This window comes from Flavobacterium sp. RSP15, from assembly GCF_003968755.1.
Taxonomy (GTDB): domain Bacteria; phylum Bacteroidota; class Bacteroidia; order Flavobacteriales; family Flavobacteriaceae; genus Flavobacterium.
This window is the reverse complement of sequence record NZ_RYDL01000017.1, coordinates 1-17000: the sequence shown is the minus strand read 5'-3', so window position 1 is coordinate 17000 and position 17000 is coordinate 1. Positions and strand designations below refer to the sequence as shown.

Genomic DNA, 17000 nt, shown 5'->3' with positions numbered 1-17000 from the left:
AAGTATTAGTTTTATGCCAATTCAACATTCATTAGGATAGTTTCTTCGATGGCATCCCAAAGACCAATGCGTTTCTCTAAAGCTAATTTTGAAACTTCCTCAACGTCAGACCATTTTTGAGCATCTGTACCGCAAAGTTCTGTTATCATTTTCATCGCCATTGGCCCATGTTCATCCGCATCCAATTCGATGTGTCTTTCAAAATAATAAATCAGTTTGCTCAAATCCGTTTCAGGAAAATTCTCCTGAAAGTTTTTCAAAATAGCGGTAAACATACTCGGTATCAAATCTTCTCTTCCAAAAGTAAAAGCCGCTGCAATTTCATGGGATTTTCCTTCCTCAATAACCCTGAATGTGAAATCTAGGAATGCTTTGATATTGGGGTGTAAAGTGCTGGTTTTTATAGCGACAAATATGTTTTGAAGGGAATCTACTTCAGTTAAAAAATGTTCAATACCTTCAGTATTTGCTCCACAGGATTGCATGGCTTCAATATACATTTCATAATGACTCAAACGGCGTCCGTCTAATGTTAAGTCAGATTCTTCAGCAAGGACAATTTCGTTTATTAAATATCTGGTTTGTGGATTTTGCGTTGCAAACCAAGGCGTTGTTGTACAAGTTAATTTGGATTGTAGTGCTTTTAACAAAGACATGAAATCCCAAACAGCATAAATATGATTTTCTAGAAAACACTGTAAATCCTCAATAGTTTTTACTTTCTTATATAAAGGATGGTGTAACAACAGTTCTTTTTGAGGCTGAATACTATTGTTGATGGTTTGGATATTCATAAAGAGTATTTTTATGTAAAGATAAAAAAGCTTCTTGGTATCAAGAAGCTTTTGTTATCAATTTTATTAATAGTTTAATAACTGTTTGCCACTACTTGAAAGCAGGAATTCCAGTGATGTCCATACCGGTAATTAACAAATGAATATCGTGCGTCCCTTCATAGGTGATTACTGATTCCAGGTTCATCATATGGCGCATGATCGAATATTCTCCGGTAATTCCCATTCCACCTAGCATTTGTCTGGCTTCGCGCGCAATATTAATAGCCATGTTCACATTGTTTCTTTTAGCCATTGAGATTTGAGCTGTTGTAGCCCTTCCTTCATTTTTTAAAACTCCCAGTCTCCAAGTCAATAATTGTGCTTTTGTGATTTCGGTAATCATTTCGGCTAATTTCTTTTGTTGTAATTGGGTTCCTGCAATGGGTTTGTCAAACTGAATTCTTTCTTTGGCATAACGCAAAGCCGTATCGTAACAATCCATGGCAGCACCAATAGCGCCCCAGGCAATTCCGTAACGTGCTGAATCCAGACAACCAAGCGGTGCTCCCAATCCAGATTTATTGGGCAATAAGTTTTCTTTTGGTACTTTGACATTGTCAAAAATCAGTTCTCCAGTTGATGAGGCACGAAGCGACCATTTGTTGTGCGTTTCCGGAGTGGTAAAACCTTCCATTCCGCGTTCTACAATTAAACCGTGAATTCTTCCTTCTTCATTTTTTGCCCAAACAATGGCGATGTCTGCAAACGGAGCATTTGAAATCCACATTTTGGCACCATTCAATAGATAATGGTCGCCCATATCTTTGAAGTTGGTAATCATACTTCCTGGATCTGAACCATAGTTAGGTTCCGTCAAACCAAAACAGCCCATGTATTCTCCAGTGGCTAACTTAGGTAAATATTTTATGCGTTGTTCTTCGTTTCCGTATTTCCAAATAGGATACATTACCAAAGAAGATTGTACAGATGAAGTGGAACGAACGCCAGAATCACCGCGTTCTATTTCTTGCATGATCAAACCATAAGATATTTGGTCTAGGCCCGCACCGCCGTATTCTTCTGGGATGTAAGGACCAAAACCGCCTATTTCGCCCAAACCTTTAATGATTTGTTTTGGGAATTCGGCTTTTTGAGCATATTCTTCTATAATAGGTAATACTTCACGTTTTACCCAAGCACGAGCAGAGTCACGTACTAGTTTGTGTTCTTCTGTTAGTAAATCGTCAAGGTTGTAGTAATCTGGAGCTTGAAATAAGTCTGGTCTCATGGTTGATAATTTTTATGGAACAAATTTACATAAAGAAATATAACAAAAGCATTAACAAATGTTATATTTTTTTATTTGAAATAGAAATAAGTAAGTCGAAAGTTTAAAAGTCGTAAAGTCAAAAAAATTAACTTTAAGTAAAACAGCTTTAAATCAGATTTTTACATGATTTTATCCTGATTTTAAAATACGACATTATACCATGGTTATTACTTAGCTTATTTTTTAACAAATAAGTCCTTTTATGTACGGGATTTTATTAAAAAAGGTATTATCCTCTAAATTACAATAAAAATTAACTTTAGCAGAGATCAAAGGTGTTTTAAATAAGATTACGGAATGATTTAGGTGTTATTTAGAATCATTTTGGACTTACATCTTCATATAAAACTCTTTAGTCAATGCAACGTATTCGGGAGTATAAATGTGTCTTGCAGTTTCGATAATCAATTCGTCAACGGGATAGTTCGAGCTTTCTTCTCGGCTAAAGGCCAATAAACTGCGTTTAATTTCGGTAGTTGGAGTTCCTTTTACGTGTGTAATTTTAATTGGATACAATTCGTATTCTTTGACAAGAGCCAAGAAATTTTCTTCTTCTTTGAAAGGAATTATAACTGTGAATATTCCGTTTTCTGAAAGCAATAAATCAGCAGCCTCGATTAAATCCTCAAAAGGCATCGCGTCAGCAAAACGGGCTAAATCACGTTGTTCGTTATCAGATTTGTAATCATCAGTATAAAATGGAGGATTGGAAACAATTAAATCATACTCGTCTTCCGGTTCTTCGACGAATTCATCTAAACCGGCATGAAAACAAAATAAGCGATCACTCCAAGGGGAGTTTTCAAAATTATCTACGGATTGTTCATACGCTTCTTCGTCTATTTCCAAAGCGTCAATTTGTTCCGCGTTACTTCTTTGTGCCAGCATTAGTGCGATTACGCCTGTTCCGGCTCCAATATCTAAAATACTAATAGGATTGTTTTCAATAGGAGTCCATGCACCAAGTAAAACGCCATCGGTTCCAATTTTCATGGCGCAACGATCTTGCTGGATTGAGAATTGTTTGAAACTAAACATAGGGAATTTTGATTTCAGATTGTAGATTAACGATTTTTGAGGAACTGAACACTAAAAACTGAATACTGAACACTGATTTAAAGGTACATTTCAATAAGTCCTTCTGGTAGATCCATGATAACTTTTTTGTTTTCACGGTCAATTTTAACCAAGAAAAGATCAATCATGGGGATAAGAATCTCAACATCACCGTTGAGGACTTCAAAAAGGGGTTGGGCAGTGGTATCATTAATGGATTCGATCTTTCCAACAACACCAAGACGTTTGTCTTCAACTTCAAAACCAATTACTTCGTGGAAATAGAATTTATTGCCGCTAAGTTTCGGCAACATCTTCAAAGGAAGGTAGATGGCATTGCCTATAATGGCGTCTGCCTCTTCTTCGGTAGTCATGTCTTCAAAACGAATTCTAAGTAAATCGTTTTTGTGCAGCGAACTACTTTCAATAAAAAAAGGAACCAAGTGTTTGTTACATTCAACAAACACTGATTCCAAGTTTTCATATAACTCAGGTTCGTCCGTGTCTAAATAGGCTAGAATTTCCCCTTTGAAACTAAATTTTTTAGCGATTTTACCTAAATAGAAACAATCTTCTTTACGCATAGTCGCCTTCTAAAATTATGCTTCAGTTGTTTCGTTATTTTCTTCTGCGGCAGGAGCTTCTTCAGCTTCAGCAACTTCTTCTTCAACAGCTGGAGTTGCAGCAGCGATAGCGTCAGCTTCTGCTTGAGCAGCTGCAGCTAAACGTTTTGCATTCACATCTTGTTCTGCTTTGAAAGCTTTAGCTTTAGCATCCGCTTGCACTTTTGTTAAGCCGTCTTTTTTAGCATCTACTTTTCCAGTTTTTGCCTCTAACCAAGCATTTAATTTAGCATCAGCTTGTTCTTGAGTTAAGGCTCCTTTACGGATACCACCGTCAAGGTGATGTTTCAATAAAGCTCCTTTGTAAGAAAGAATCGCTTTAGCAGTATCTGTTGGTTGAGCACCATTGTGCAACCATTTTACTGCACTATCAAGGTTTAAGTCGATAGTTGCTGGGTTTGTGTTTGGATTGTAAGTACCAATTTTTTCTAGGTATTTACCATCTCTTTTTGAGCGTGCATCTGCAGCTACAACCCAGTAAAAAGGTTTTCCTTTTTTACCGTGTCTTTGTAATCTAATTTTTACTGACATAATCTTGTGATTAAATTTTGAGGTACTCGACCTCTGTTAATTAAGGGTGCAAAGATACCTTTTTTATTGATAAATACTAATTGGATTGTGGTTTTAATCTGTGGCAGTGCACTGTAGGTGGTTTTGATTCGTATTTTTTTGTCCTGTTATGTTTTTTTTTAGCATTAATGCCCTATTTTTGTTAGTAAAAGAAGGTTTTATGAAAAAATATTTGATATTTCTAGGGGTACTTTTTTTAATGATTTCATGTGCGGAAGAGGTGAGTTTTAATACTCCTTCTTTACAAGGAAGGAAAGACAATGTGTTTTGGAGAGCGACAGCTTCTAAAGCGACTTTAGCTTCTGATGGTTTACTAGTAATTGAAGGGTTTACTGGAAATGAGGTTTTGACTTTGAAGACAACCTCCATATCACCTCAAGTGTATCCATTGGGAACCAGTAATTCCAAGAGAGCTGTTTACGTATTGACTGGAGGAAGCGATGTTTCATTTGCAACAGGTATTGACATGGGTAGCGGGCAAATAGTAATTACTGATTATGATGAGAAGGGTCTTACGGTTACAGGTACTTTTAAATTTAGTGCAGAAAATGCAAATGGCAACCCATCAGCAGGGACTGTTTTGAATTTTCAACAAGGCGTATTTTATAAGGTTCCGGTAAGTCTGCGGGTTCCCTAAATTCACACGGTTAAGATTCTTAAATTGCAGGAGTTGGGTATTTTAGTAGCTTCATTTTCTTTTTGAATTTAAAATAAAAACATAAATAAGCTAATCTATAGTAGATTGCAAAAAAAATAGCAGTACATTTGTTTTATTATTTAAATAAGAACATATGAATATTTTTGTTGGAAGTCTTCCATTCAGTATTGAGGAAGCAGATTTAAGAGAGTCTTTCGAGGCTTATGGAGCAGTTGATTCAGTTAAAATTATTACTGATAAATTCACTGGAAGAAGTAAAGGATTTGGTTTTGTTGAAATGCCAAATGATGAAGAAGCTCAAAAGGCTATTGATGAATTGAATGGTGCTACTGTTCAAGGACGTGCAATCGTTGTAAACAAATCGGAGCCTAAACCAGAAGGTGAAAGAAGAAGTTTTAACAATAACAGTCGTGGTGGAGAATCTCGCGGTGGTTATGGTGGTGGAAACAGCCGTGGTGGAGAAAACCGTGGTGGTGGAAACAGAGGTGGATATTAATATTTTTCTCTACAACTATAAAAAAAGGTGTCAATGTAAATTGACACCTTTTTTGTTTCCTCACCCCAGCCCTCTCCCAGAGGAAAGGGGGTTGGATTTTACAAATTAGCAACTAACCAGTCACCTACTTCGCTAGTTTTGTATGCCTTAGCCCCTTTAGCAACTAAATCTTCAGTTACAATTCCTTGTTCGAGTGATTTGTTGACTACAGCTCTAATCGCAGCCGCTTCTTCTTTTAAGCCGAAGGCATCTTCAAACATCATTGCAGCAGATAATACGGTCGCTAATGGATTGGCAATATTTAGGCCTGTGGCCTGTGGATAGGATCCGTGAATGGGTTCGTACAATGAAGTATGTTCTCCAACGGATGCAGAAGGCATTAATCCCATTGATCCGGATATCACTGAAGCTTCATCAGTCAAAATATCTCCAAATAAATTTTCTGTAATCAAGACATCATATGAATTTGGCCATTGTACTAAACGCATCGCTACGGCATCCACAAATTCATAACTTACCGTAACTTCGGGATAGTCTTTTTCCATTGCTTGTACGGTTTCTCTCCACAAACGAGAAGTTTCCATTACGTTGGCTTTGTCTACACAACATAGTTTTTTAGTACGAGTCATTGCTAGTTCAAAACCTTTTTTAGCTAAACGTTTTACCTCTGATCTGGTATAGGTACAAGTGTCAAACGCTGTTTCACCACCGTCTTTTCTTCCTTTTTCTCCAAAATAAATTCCGCCGGTAAGTTCCCTTAAAAAGATTAAATCAGTTCCTTCAATACGCTCTCTTTTTAAAGGAGAATTGTCAATCAAAGAGGGGAATGTAAATGTTGGGCGAACATTGGCAAACAGCCCTAGTTTTTTACGCATTAATAACAAACCTTGTTCTGGACGAACCGGAGCGCTTGGATCATTATCATATTTTGGATGGCCAATGGCTCCAAATAAAACAGCATCAGCAGCCATACAAATTTCGTGAGTCTCATCAGGATAAGGAACTCCTACGGCGTCAATGGCGCAAGCTCCTGTAAGTGCAGGAGTCCAGATGATTTCATGGTTGAATTTTTTAGCGATCGCATCCGAAACTTTTACGGCTTCATGGATTACTTCTGGTCCAATTCCGTCTCCGGCTAAAAGGGCTATTTTTAATTTCATATTAATTGTGTTTTCCTCCTCCCAGCTCCCTCCAAAGGAAAGGGAGACTGGGTGTTGAAGGATTGGGTTTGTTGTTTGTGTTGTATTTCTTTAATTTTATTTCAAATTTTCAAGCTCCAATTTCGGCTTGGCTCCCTCGCCTTCGTGGAGGGCTGGGGCTGGGATTACGTTCAGCATTTTTTGGGTTGCTATAATTGCGGCAACTGTTTGGTCAGAGTCCAGCCCTCTGGTTTTGAATTCTTTTTCATTATTTGTCCAGGTGATTATGGTTTCGCATAAGGCGTCAGAACTGCTTCCTGGTGGAATTCGTACGGCATAATCAATCAGTTTTGGCAATTCTAAGTTTTTGCTTTTATATATTTTTGCCAATGCATTCATGAAAGCATCAAATTGTCCGTCTCCTTGTGCATGCTCTTCAATGATTTCACCATCTATTTTTAAAGATAAAGTAGTCGATGGACGCATGCCTTTTGCATGAGATAATATATAGGACTCAACAACAATTTTTTCCTGATAGGTTTGGCTGTCCAAAACATCAGAGATAATATAGGGTAAGTCTTCTTTAGTAACGGTTTCTTTTTTATCTCCTAATTCAATGATTCTTTGGGTAACTAACTTTAAATCCTCGGGGTTTAATTGAAGGCCTAATTCTTGAAGATTTTTCTCGATATTGGCTTTTCCAGAGGTTTTACCAAGGGCATACTTTCTTTTTCTGCCAAAACGCTCCGGTAGTAAATCGTTAAAATACAGGTTGTTTTTATTGTCACCATCGGCATGAATACCAGCAGTTTGTGTAAATACATTGTCGCCCACAATAGGTTTGTTTGCAGGGATTCTGTATCCGGTAAACGTTTCTACTAATTTGCTAACAGAATATAACGAAGATTCTTTTACGCCAATTTCTATTTCGGGTAAGAAATCATTGATTACCGCAACAGTGCTTTCAAGGGGTGCATTTCCAGCCCGTTCTCCCATCCCGTTAACAGTTACGTGAAGCCCTTGAATACCAGCTTTTACGGCTTCCATTACATTGGCGATACTTAAATCGTAGTCGTTGTGCGCATGAAAATCAAAATGATTATCAGGGTATTTCGTTATAATTTTTGCAATAAATTCAAAAGTTTCAGAAGGGATTAAAACCCCTAAAGTGTCCGGTAATAAGATTCTTTTGACCGGTTGCTTAGTTAGAAAGTCTAAATATTGAAATACATATTCAGGGGAATTACGCATTCCGTTACTCCAGTCTTCCAGATATACATTGGTTTCAATATTATTTTCCTGAGCTAAGGCTATGGCTTGCGCAATTTCAGAAAAATGTTGTTCGGGTGTTTTTTTTAACTGGTGGGTTAAGTGGTTGAGCGATCCTTTGGTTAGTAAATTCTGAACTTTAGCTCCAGTATTTTTCATCCATTCAATAGAAAGGCCGCCGTCTACAAAGGTTAAAACTTCAATTCGGCTGCTGTATCCTTTTGTTTCGGCCCAAGCCATAATTCCTTTCACTCCTTGAAATTCACCCTCGCTTACACGAGCCGAAGCAACTTCGATTCGGTCAATATGAAGCTCTTCCAGTAATAATTGTGCAATGGTTAATTTTTCTGCAGCAGAAAAGGATACTCCGGAGGTTTGTTCACCATCACGGAGCGTCGTATCCATTATTTCAATTTTTCTTTTTTTCATTATAAATGGGATTCGATTTCGATTTCATGAATCAGAAATCGGGATATCTTGTTTTTATCAAAAACTAAAAACAGTTGCTTCGGGGAGAACCCAAAGAAAATCTTTAGCCAATACCTTTTCGGATTATGTTTAGTAAGGAAGTTGATTGGCAAATTCCACCACTTCTGATTTTATATTTTGCAAATAATCAATATCATCAAAACCATTGATCATATTGTCTTTTTTATAACCCGAAATATCAAAAAATTCTTTTTCGCCAGTTGCTTTAATGGTAATGGTTTGTTCTGAAAGATTAATTTCTAGTTCCGTTTTTGGATCTTCTTCGATAGTTTTAAATATTTTTTCTGCAAATCCAGCACTAACCTGAACTGGTAAGACACCAACATTCAGGCAGTTATTTCTAAAAATATCAGCAAAAAAACTAGAAACCACACATCTAAAACCATAATCATAAACCGCCCAAGCAGCGTGTTCTCTTGAGGAACCTGAACCAAAATTTCTGCCTCCAACAAGAATTTTTCCGCTGTAGATTGGATTATTCAGTACAAAATCAGCTTTCGGAGTTCCGTCATTATTGTATCTCCAGTCACGGAAAAGGTTGTCGCCAAAACCAACACGTTCGGTTGCTTTTAGAAATCGAGCAGGAATAATTTGATCCGTATCTACATTTTCGATAGAAAGCGGAACTGCGCTACTGGTAAGAATATTAAATTTATCGTAAGCCATTTGATTTTTGATTTTTGATTAACGATTTTAGATTTTTGATTTCCTGTTTTGAAAATAAATCTTTAATCGCTACTGTTTTTATTTTTTTACTATTTTAATCTTGATTTTAAAAATTCAAATTGGATTTTGACACTAACGAAATCTGCAATCAAAAATCGTTAATCTTCAATCTGAATTCTTTTAAAGAAGTTCTCTAGGATCTGTCAAAACTCCAGTTACAGCGGCAGCAGCAGCCATAAACGGACTTGCTAACAACGTTCTCGAGCCAGGTCCTTGACGTCCTTCAAAGTTTCTGTTGGAAGTACTTACCGCATATTTCCCGGCAGGAACTTTGTCGTCATTCATTGCTAAACAAGCGGAACATCCTGGCTGACGTAAAACAAAACCAGCTTGGGTTAATACCTCAAGAATTCCTTCTTCTTTAATTTGTGCTTCTACGACATGTGATCCTGGAACCAACCAAGCGGTAACATTATCCGCTTTTTGGCGTCCTTTTACAATGGAGGCAAAAGCTCTGAAATCTTCAATTCGACCATTGGTACAACTTCCTAAGAAAACGTAATCAATTTGTTTTCCAATCATGGCTTCTCCTTGATGAAATCCCATGTATCCTAAAGATTTTGCATATGTTTCTTCTCCTTCGGCAACGTCTTTTGAGTTTGGAATGCTTTTAGAAATTCCCAATCCCATTCCTGGGTTTGTTCCGTAGGTAATCATAGGTTCAATATCCGATGCTTCAAAGTTGATTTCTTCATCAAATTTGGCATCAGTATCTGTTTTCAATGTTTTCCAATAGGCTACTGCTTTATTCCAATCATCCCCTTTTGGAGAATACAAACGTCCTTCTAAATAATCAAAAGTAGTTTGGTCCGGAGCGATCATTCCGCCACGAGCACCCATTTCGATACTTAAATTACAAACGGTCATACGGCCTTCCATGGTCATGTTTTCAAAAACTTCACCTGCATATTCCACAAAATAGCCGGTAGCCCCTGAAGTCGATAATTTGGATATAATATAAAGTGCCACATCTTTGGGAGTAACCCCAAATTGAAGATTACCGGCAACATTAATGCGCATTTTTTTAGGTTTAGGTTGCATAATGCATTGGGTAGAAAGTACCATCTCAACCTCAGACGTCCCAATTCCGAAAGCGATGGCGCCAAAAGCTCCATGAGTTGATGTATGTGAATCACCACAAACAATGGTTGCTCCTGGTAAGGTAATTCCGTTTTCAGGACCCACCACATGAACAATTCCATTTTTTTGATTTCCTAAACCCCAATGGCTAATGCCGTATTCAGCAGCGTTTTCTTCTAATGCTTTGAGTTGATTGGCAGACAATGCGTCTTCAACCGGTAAATGTTGATTTATAGTTGGTGTGTTGTGATCTGCAGTAGCAAAAGTGCGCTCTGGGTATAATACTGAAATGCCTCGTTCTTTTAAACCTAAAAAAGCTACAGGACTAGTAACTTCATGGATGAAATGACGGTCAATAAAAAATACGTCTGGTCCGTCTTTAATTTTGCGCACCACGTGCGAATCCCATACTTTGTCAAATAATGTAGTACTCATTTTAATATGTTTTAATGTGTTTTGTTTATAGCCCAAAAGGCTACGATGATAACAATAAAGACAAAGCTAAAAAAACAATCAAGGCTTTACGTATCAATATTCCATTATATACGATACCCAAAATCCCATTCGGATATTTCTTTGTTGATTTTTGTCTTTTTACTTTTTTTTTGTACGGTAGTTTTTTATTTAGATCTAATAAAAAATCAATTTGTTGAGTTTTTTGATGTTTATTGAATCGTTAAATTAGGCTTCTTAAATGCAGTTATATTTACGAATATTTAATTAAATGGTATGAAAAGCAACTTTTTTTTAATTTTAAATTCACTAATTCACTTTTGTGACAGTTGTTTTTCAAAATGGTTTTCGTAGTAAACAACATTTTTTTTAGCGGTATTTCATTGTTTTTTTTTTGATGAAATACTACGACATCCAAAAAAGCAATATGTCGTCTTTTTATCTTTTAATAAGATGCAATCAAACTGATTTGTTGAAAGTGATCGTAGTTTTAATAGGAGAATAGCCTTGGAAAATAATTTTGTTTTTTGTTGATAATTTACTTCTATTCTACTCTAAAAAAACTAAATTTGAAATTCATTTTTCGCGATTTTTTAAAATCACAAACTCTTCAAATCCAGCTATGTACTTAATATTCGATACCGAAACCACAGGATTACCAAAACGTTGGGGTGCACCCATTTCAGATACGGATAACTGGCCACGATGTATTCAAATCGCGTGGCAGTTGCACGACGATATGGGTAAACTGATTGAGCATCAGGATTATTTGATCAAGCCCGAAGGGTTTAATATTCCGTTTGATGCCGAACGAATTCACGGTATTTCTACAGAATTGGCGGAAGCCGATGGGATTTCGTTGGCAGAAGTGCTAGAAAAGTTCAATGCTGTTTTAGGCAAAGCTAAATTTATAGTGGGTCAGAATTTAGGTTTTGATATCAATATTATGGGGTGCGAATTTTACAGAATGGGAGTGGAGAGCCAAATGAGCTCGATGCCAATTCTGGATACTTGTACAGAAGTTACGGCTTCGTTATTAAAATTACCAGGTGGCCGTGGCGGTAAATTTAAACTGCCTACGCTAACGGAATTGCATTCGTATCTTTTTAATAAACCTTTCGGTGAAGCGCACAACGCCACTGCCGATGTGGAGGCAACTACGCGTTGTTTCTTAGAGTTAGTTCGTCGTGATGTTTTTACAAAAGAGGAACTCGACGTTCCGGGCAGTTATTTTCAAGATTTTCAAAGCAAGAATCCAAGTGAGATTAAACTCATAGGTTTAAAACATATTAATCTAAAGGAAGCGTCCGATAAAATTCGTCAGCAGTTTGGCGAAAAACAAGCGCCGACAGTTTCGAAAGCAGAACTTTCAGAGAATAAAAAAGTACTTATTGATGCGCCTTTCGTGCATTTGCATAATCATACGCAGTTTTCGGTATTGCAATCGACGATCAGTATTGCAGCATTGGTAAAAGCGGCGGCACAACAAAAAATGCCGGCAGTTGCCATGACCGATCATGCGAATTTGATGGGTGCTTTTCATTTTGTCCGCGATATTTTATACCATAATAAAGTGGCTGAAGCCAAGAATAAAGAGGCGATTGAAAATGGGGATGAACCTACTGAAGTTCCGATGAAACCTATTGTAGGTTGTGAATTTTTTGTATGTGAGGACCATAAAAATAAAAAAATTAAAGACAATGGTTACCAGATAGTACTTTTGGCGAAGACCAAAAAAGGGTACCATAATTTGGCTAAAATGTCTTCCATTGCGTATACCGAAGGTTTTTATTATGTGCCAAGAATCGATAGGAAAGTCATCCAGGAATTCAAAGAAGATATTATTGTTTTATCCGGAAATCTTTATGGTGAAATTCCAAATAAGATTTTAAATATTGGTGAAAACCAAGCTGAAGAAGCTTTGCTTTGGTGGAAAAACGAATTCAAGGAAGATTTTTACATTGAGGTGATGCGTCACAATCAGGAAGATGAAAATCGGGTGAATGCGTCTTTGATTTCATTGGCCAGAAAGCATGCGGTCAAGATTATAGCGACAAACAATACCTTTTATATAGATAAGGAAAATTCGAATGCGCACGATATTTTGCTTTGTGTGCGTGATGGCGAAAAGCAAACCACGCCTATTGGTCGTGGTCGAGGGTATCGGTACGGATTGCCCAACCAGGAATATTATTTCAAGTCGGGAGACGAAATGAAACAACTTTTTGCAAATTTGCCCGAAGCAATTTCAAATATTTCGGAGATTGTGGATAAAATTGAAATTTTCGATTTGGCACGGGAAGTTTTATTACCAAAATTTGAAATTCCGGTTGAATTTAATAATCCGGAAGATGCTGTTGATGGCGGGGTACGAGGAGAAAATGCGTATTTGAGGCACCTTACTTTTGAAGGAGCAACAAGACGATATCCCGTAATGACCGAAGAAATTCAAGAACGACTTGATTTTGAATTGTTGACGATATCTAATTCAGGATATCCAGGATATTTCCTGATTGTGCAGGATTTAATTGCTGAGGCGAGAAGCATGGGTGTTTCTGTAGGGCCGGGAAGGGGTTCTGCGGCGGGATCGGTGGTGGCGTATTGTTTGAAGATTACCAATATTGACCCCTTGATGTACAACCTGCTTTTTGAGCGTTTCCTGAATCCGGATCGGGTGTCACTTCCCGATATTGATATCGATTTTGATGATGAAGGACGCAGTAGCGTAATGGATTATGTGATCCGTAAATACGGTTCGAAACAGGTGGCGCAAATTATCACGTATGGTAAAATGGCTACCAAATCAGCGATTCGAGATACCGCTCGTGTGTTGGATTTACCTTTGTTTGAAGCCGATAAAATAGCCAAATTGATTCCGGGAATGATGCCTTCTAAGTGGAATTTAGCTCGTTTTTTAAATGAAAAGGACGATGTAATAAAGAAGGCCGTTCGTCCCGAAGAGTATGATAAAATAAAAGAATTAATAGGACTTGCTAATGAAGATGATTTGGGCGGAGAAACCATTCAGCAAGCCAAAGTTTTAGAAGGGAATCTTAGAAATACAGGAATTCACGCCTGTGGTGTCATTATTACGCCAAGTGATATTACTGATTTTGTTCCTGTAGCAACCGCCAAAGATTCAGATTTATATGTGACTCAATTTGATAACTCGGTAGTAGAAAGTGCCGGTTTGTTAAAGATGGACTTTTTGGGTTTGAAAACCCTGACGCTAATAAAAGACACAGTCAAATTAGTGAAATACAGAACTGGAATTGACCTCAATCCGGATGAGTTTCCAATTGATGATGTGAAGACGTATGAACTTTTTCAACGGGGAGAAACAGTAGGGATTTTCCAGTATGAGAGTCCAGGAATGCAAAAATACATGAAGGAATTGAAGCCTACAGTTTTTCCCGATTTGATTGCCATGAATGCCTTGTATCGTCCGGGGCCAATTGCCTATATTCCAAGTTTCGTCAAGCGAAAAAACGGTGAAGAGGAAATTATTTATGACCTTGACGCCTGCGAAGAATTACTAAAAGACACCTACGGAATTACCGTTTACCAAGAACAAGTAATGCTTCTGTCCCAGAAACTAGCGGATTTCTCAAAGGGGGATGCGGATGTTTTGCGTAAAGCGATGGGAAAAAAACAAAAGGATGTTTTGGATAAAATGAAGCCTAAATTTATCAGTCAGGCTGCGGCCAAAGGGCATCCTGAAGATAAACTGGAGAAAATCTGGAAAGACTGGGAAGCCTTTGCAGAATATGCGTTTAATAAATCACACTCGACTTGTTATGCCTGGATTGCCTACCAAACGGCATTTTTGAAGGCGAATTATCCGGCTGAATATATGGCTGCGGTTTTGTCCAATAACATGAGTGATATCAAGCAAGTTTCTTTCTTTATGGAAGAATGCAAACGCATGGGATTACAGGTTTTAGGACCGGATGTGAATGAATCGTTTTATAAATTTACCGTAAACGATGATTATGCGGTTCGGTTTGGGATGGGAGCTGTAAAAGGTGTAGGTTCTGGCGCTGTGACTACGATTGTGGAAAACAGAAAAGACGGAAAATACAAATCTATTTTTGATTTGACCAAACGAATTGATTTGCGTGCGGCCAATAAAAAAGCATTGGAGAATCTGGTTTTGGCGGGTGGTTTCGATTCGTTTTTAGGAACTACGAGAGCACAATATTTTCATGATGATGGCGATGGAATTACCTTTTACGAAAAAGCAATTCGGTACGGTGCTAAATTTCAGGAAAATGAAAATTCAGCTCAAGTAAGTTTGTTTGGCGAAAGTAGTGATGTGCAAATTGAAGAACCTGTTGTTCCGCCTTGTGAGGATTGGAGCACAATGGAAAAATTAGCCAAAGAAAAGGAAGTGGTGGGGATTTATATTTCTGGGCATCCGCTGGACGATTACAAATTTGAAATGAAATATTTTTGCAATGCCAAGTTAGAAGCACTCAAGAACATGGAATTGCATGTCAGTAAAAATCTGACTTTTGGGGGGATTATCAATAATGTCCAACATCGTGTTGCCAAAAACGGAAAAGGCTGGGGCATATTTACATTAGAAGGGTATGATGAAAGTTACGAGTTCCGGATTTTTGGCGAGGAGTATTTGAAGTTTCGCCATTTCCTGATTCAGAATAATTTTACATTCATGAAAGTAATGGTCAAGGAAGGCTGGACGGATCGAGATACTGGAAAAAAAGGGGATCCAAGATTGCAATTTGTGCTGGTGCAATACCTGCAGGATGTCTTGACTACATTTGCTAAAAAACTAATTTTACTTTTGAATATTAATGATCTAGAGGCGGAATTTATTCATAAGTTAAATCATGTTTTTCAAGAAAATAAAGGCGATAATACTGTAGCTTTTGAAATTATGGAGTTGGAAAAAATAAAGCGATTAGTAGAAAATGTGGTGGTACTTCCGGAAAATGAAGAAGCCGTTTTTGTAGACGAAAATGAGGAAACCGATTCTCTCGAATCAGGAAATCCCGAAATTAGTACGGCAACTGAAGTAGAAGAAATAAAAGTAGTGACTAAACTGACCATGCCAAGCAGAAAATTGAAAGTGAAAATTTCAAATGAATTGTTGGTTGAACTGGAAAAAATGCAAATTAATTTTAAGTTAAACTGATTTTTTAACAGTTAAATTTAATTTTTTTTAGTGTTGTTTTTGTTAAAATTATGCGCGCACAGTAAAAATTTAGCTTGGCGTTTGACAGAACTGTTGTTTGCGCTTTTTACGGCCTAAAAAGCCCGGAATCGTTGGGTAAATTTACATTATGTTTGTGTGAATTAAACAACAATAATCATGAAAAAGAATTTATTTTTATTTGGATTTATGTTTTGTTCTATGATTGTGATAGGGCAAACGGAAAAAAAGGAAAGTTGGTATTTTAAATTAGGAGGATCCTATTTTCTTCAGACAGCCGCAACTGAATTCCCCACTGTTGGAGGTCAGTCTGCACTTAGTACAGTTTATGTAGGAGGCGATTTAGTTTCAGAGGAGAGTGTTACCGGATCTTTTGGAGAGGGTTTCCGCACATCTGGTAGTGTTGGATACCGTTTTACGGATCGTTTGGGTCTGGAAATGGGAATCAATTATTATAATAGTGCGGATAAAACAATGGTCAAAAGAGTAGATGATGGCGCCACGACACTGCGATCCGTTGGACAAATTACTGCTTTTGATTTAGCTCCTGCAATTGTGTTTTTTCTGGGAGAAGTAAAAGGATTCGAAACCTACTCTAAAGTTGGGGTAATTGTGCCTGTTCACGGGGATTTGACGATTGAAACAAATGCCGTTGCTGGCGCTGGTGTAAATGTATTTAGCAAGGATGTCATCAAGCCAAATCCTACAGTAGGTTTTCAAGCGGCGTTAGGGACTTCGTATAAGTTGGCCAAAAACCTTTCGGCTTTTGCAGAATTGGAGTACCGTAACTTTACTGTCCATGGAAAAGATAAAGAAACAACGGAGTTTACAATTAACGGAGTAGATCGATTGAACACGCGTACAACAGCTCAAATACACTCAAATTATTCAGACCGTTTAGACAGTAACTCTAATAACGCTCAATTTAATACTGTGGATACTTCCAGACCTACGGATGAGTTGAGTTCTTATGTTGGAATCAGCGGATTGGGATTAACACTTGGAGTAAAATACAGTTTATGAACACAAAAAGTTAGATTTTTTAAAAAGGCTGTCTGAGGTGACGGCCTTTTTTTAGGAATAAATGTCCCGTCCTGAAATAGCGATACACAAAAAGTATCCTAATGGAAAAACATGAAGAAACACGCTATGTGAAGCG

Annotated in this window: 13 protein-coding genes; 4 read left to right on the top strand and 9 right to left on the bottom strand. The window is 37.5% G+C overall.

What is annotated here, in order from left to right; all coding sequences use genetic code 11:
- Positions 1 to 11: 11 nt before the first annotated feature.
- From EKM00_RS13505 to EKM00_RS13485, 5 genes are all read right to left on the bottom strand, one after another.
- A complete protein-coding gene (locus tag EKM00_RS13505; protein WP_126516532.1) occupies positions 12 to 794 on the bottom strand; it encodes a DUF3050 domain-containing protein in 783 nt (260 codons plus the stop codon).
- Positions 795 to 885: 91 nt separating this feature from the next.
- A complete protein-coding gene (locus EKM00_RS13500) occupies positions 886 to 2064 on the bottom strand; it encodes an acyl-CoA dehydrogenase family protein (protein WP_126516531.1) in 1179 nt (392 codons plus the stop codon).
- A 372-nt stretch (positions 2065 to 2436) separates the two neighbouring features.
- Positions 2437 to 3144 (bottom strand): tRNA1(Val) (adenine(37)-N6)-methyltransferase, encoded by a 708-nt coding sequence (locus tag EKM00_RS13495; RefSeq protein WP_126516530.1) that lies wholly within the window; start codon positions 3142 to 3144, stop codon positions 2437 to 2439.
- A gap of 77 nt (positions 3145 to 3221) precedes the next feature.
- Positions 3222 to 3746 carry a ribosome maturation factor RimM gene (gene rimM / locus EKM00_RS13490; protein WP_126457515.1) on the bottom strand — a complete coding sequence of 175 codons (525 nt, stop codon included), beginning with the start codon at positions 3744 to 3746 and terminating at the stop codon, positions 3222 to 3224.
- A gap of 15 nt (positions 3747 to 3761) precedes the next feature.
- Positions 3762 to 4316: a 30S ribosomal protein S16 gene (locus tag EKM00_RS13485; protein ID WP_126454300.1), complete on the bottom strand. Its 555-nt coding sequence runs from the start codon at positions 4314 to 4316 to the stop codon at positions 3762 to 3764.
- Between the two features lie 199 nt (positions 4317 to 4515).
- Here EKM00_RS13485 and EKM00_RS13480 point away from each other — a divergent pair, with 199 nt between their 5' ends.
- Both EKM00_RS13480 and EKM00_RS13475 read left to right on the top strand, forming a co-directional pair.
- Positions 4516 to 4992, top strand: coding sequence for a DUF6252 family protein (locus EKM00_RS13480; RefSeq protein ID WP_126516529.1), 477 nt, complete (start codon positions 4516 to 4518; stop codon positions 4990 to 4992).
- A gap of 154 nt (positions 4993 to 5146) precedes the next feature.
- Positions 5147 to 5509: an RNA recognition motif domain-containing protein gene (locus tag EKM00_RS13475; protein WP_126454296.1), complete on the top strand. Its 363-nt coding sequence runs from the start codon at positions 5147 to 5149 to the stop codon at positions 5507 to 5509.
- Between the two features lie 98 nt (positions 5510 to 5607).
- On the opposite strand, the gene leuB is transcribed toward EKM00_RS13475, so the two are convergent.
- From leuB to leuC, 4 genes are all read right to left on the bottom strand, one after another.
- Positions 5608 to 6669 carry a 3-isopropylmalate dehydrogenase gene (leuB, locus tag EKM00_RS13470; protein WP_126454295.1) on the bottom strand — a complete coding sequence of 354 codons (1062 nt, stop codon included), beginning with the start codon at positions 6667 to 6669 and terminating at the stop codon, positions 5608 to 5610.
- 96 nt (positions 6670 to 6765) lie between these two features.
- Positions 6766 to 8346, bottom strand: a complete 1581-nt coding sequence (locus EKM00_RS13465; RefSeq protein WP_233592303.1) for an alpha-isopropylmalate synthase regulatory domain-containing protein — start codon at positions 8344 to 8346, stop codon at positions 6766 to 6768.
- 129 nt (positions 8347 to 8475) lie between these two features.
- Positions 8476 to 9072, bottom strand: a complete 597-nt coding sequence (gene leuD, locus EKM00_RS13460) for a 3-isopropylmalate dehydratase small subunit (protein ID WP_126516528.1) — start codon at positions 9070 to 9072, stop codon at positions 8476 to 8478.
- A gap of 180 nt (positions 9073 to 9252) precedes the next feature.
- Positions 9253 to 10647 (bottom strand): 3-isopropylmalate dehydratase large subunit, encoded by a 1395-nt coding sequence (gene leuC, locus EKM00_RS13455; protein WP_126454291.1) that lies wholly within the window; start codon positions 10645 to 10647, stop codon positions 9253 to 9255.
- A gap of 640 nt (positions 10648 to 11287) precedes the next feature.
- On the opposite strand from leuC, the gene dnaE reads away from it, so the two are divergent.
- Complete coding sequence (gene dnaE, locus EKM00_RS13450) at positions 11288 to 15823, top strand: DNA polymerase III subunit alpha (protein WP_126516527.1); 4536 nt, start codon at positions 11288 to 11290, stop codon at positions 15821 to 15823.
- Positions 15824 to 16000: 177 nt separating this feature from the next.
- Entirely contained in the window at positions 16001 to 16864 is an 864-nt protein-coding gene (locus EKM00_RS13445) for an outer membrane beta-barrel protein (RefSeq protein ID WP_126516526.1), read from the top strand.
- Positions 16865 to 17000 lie beyond the last annotated feature (136 nt).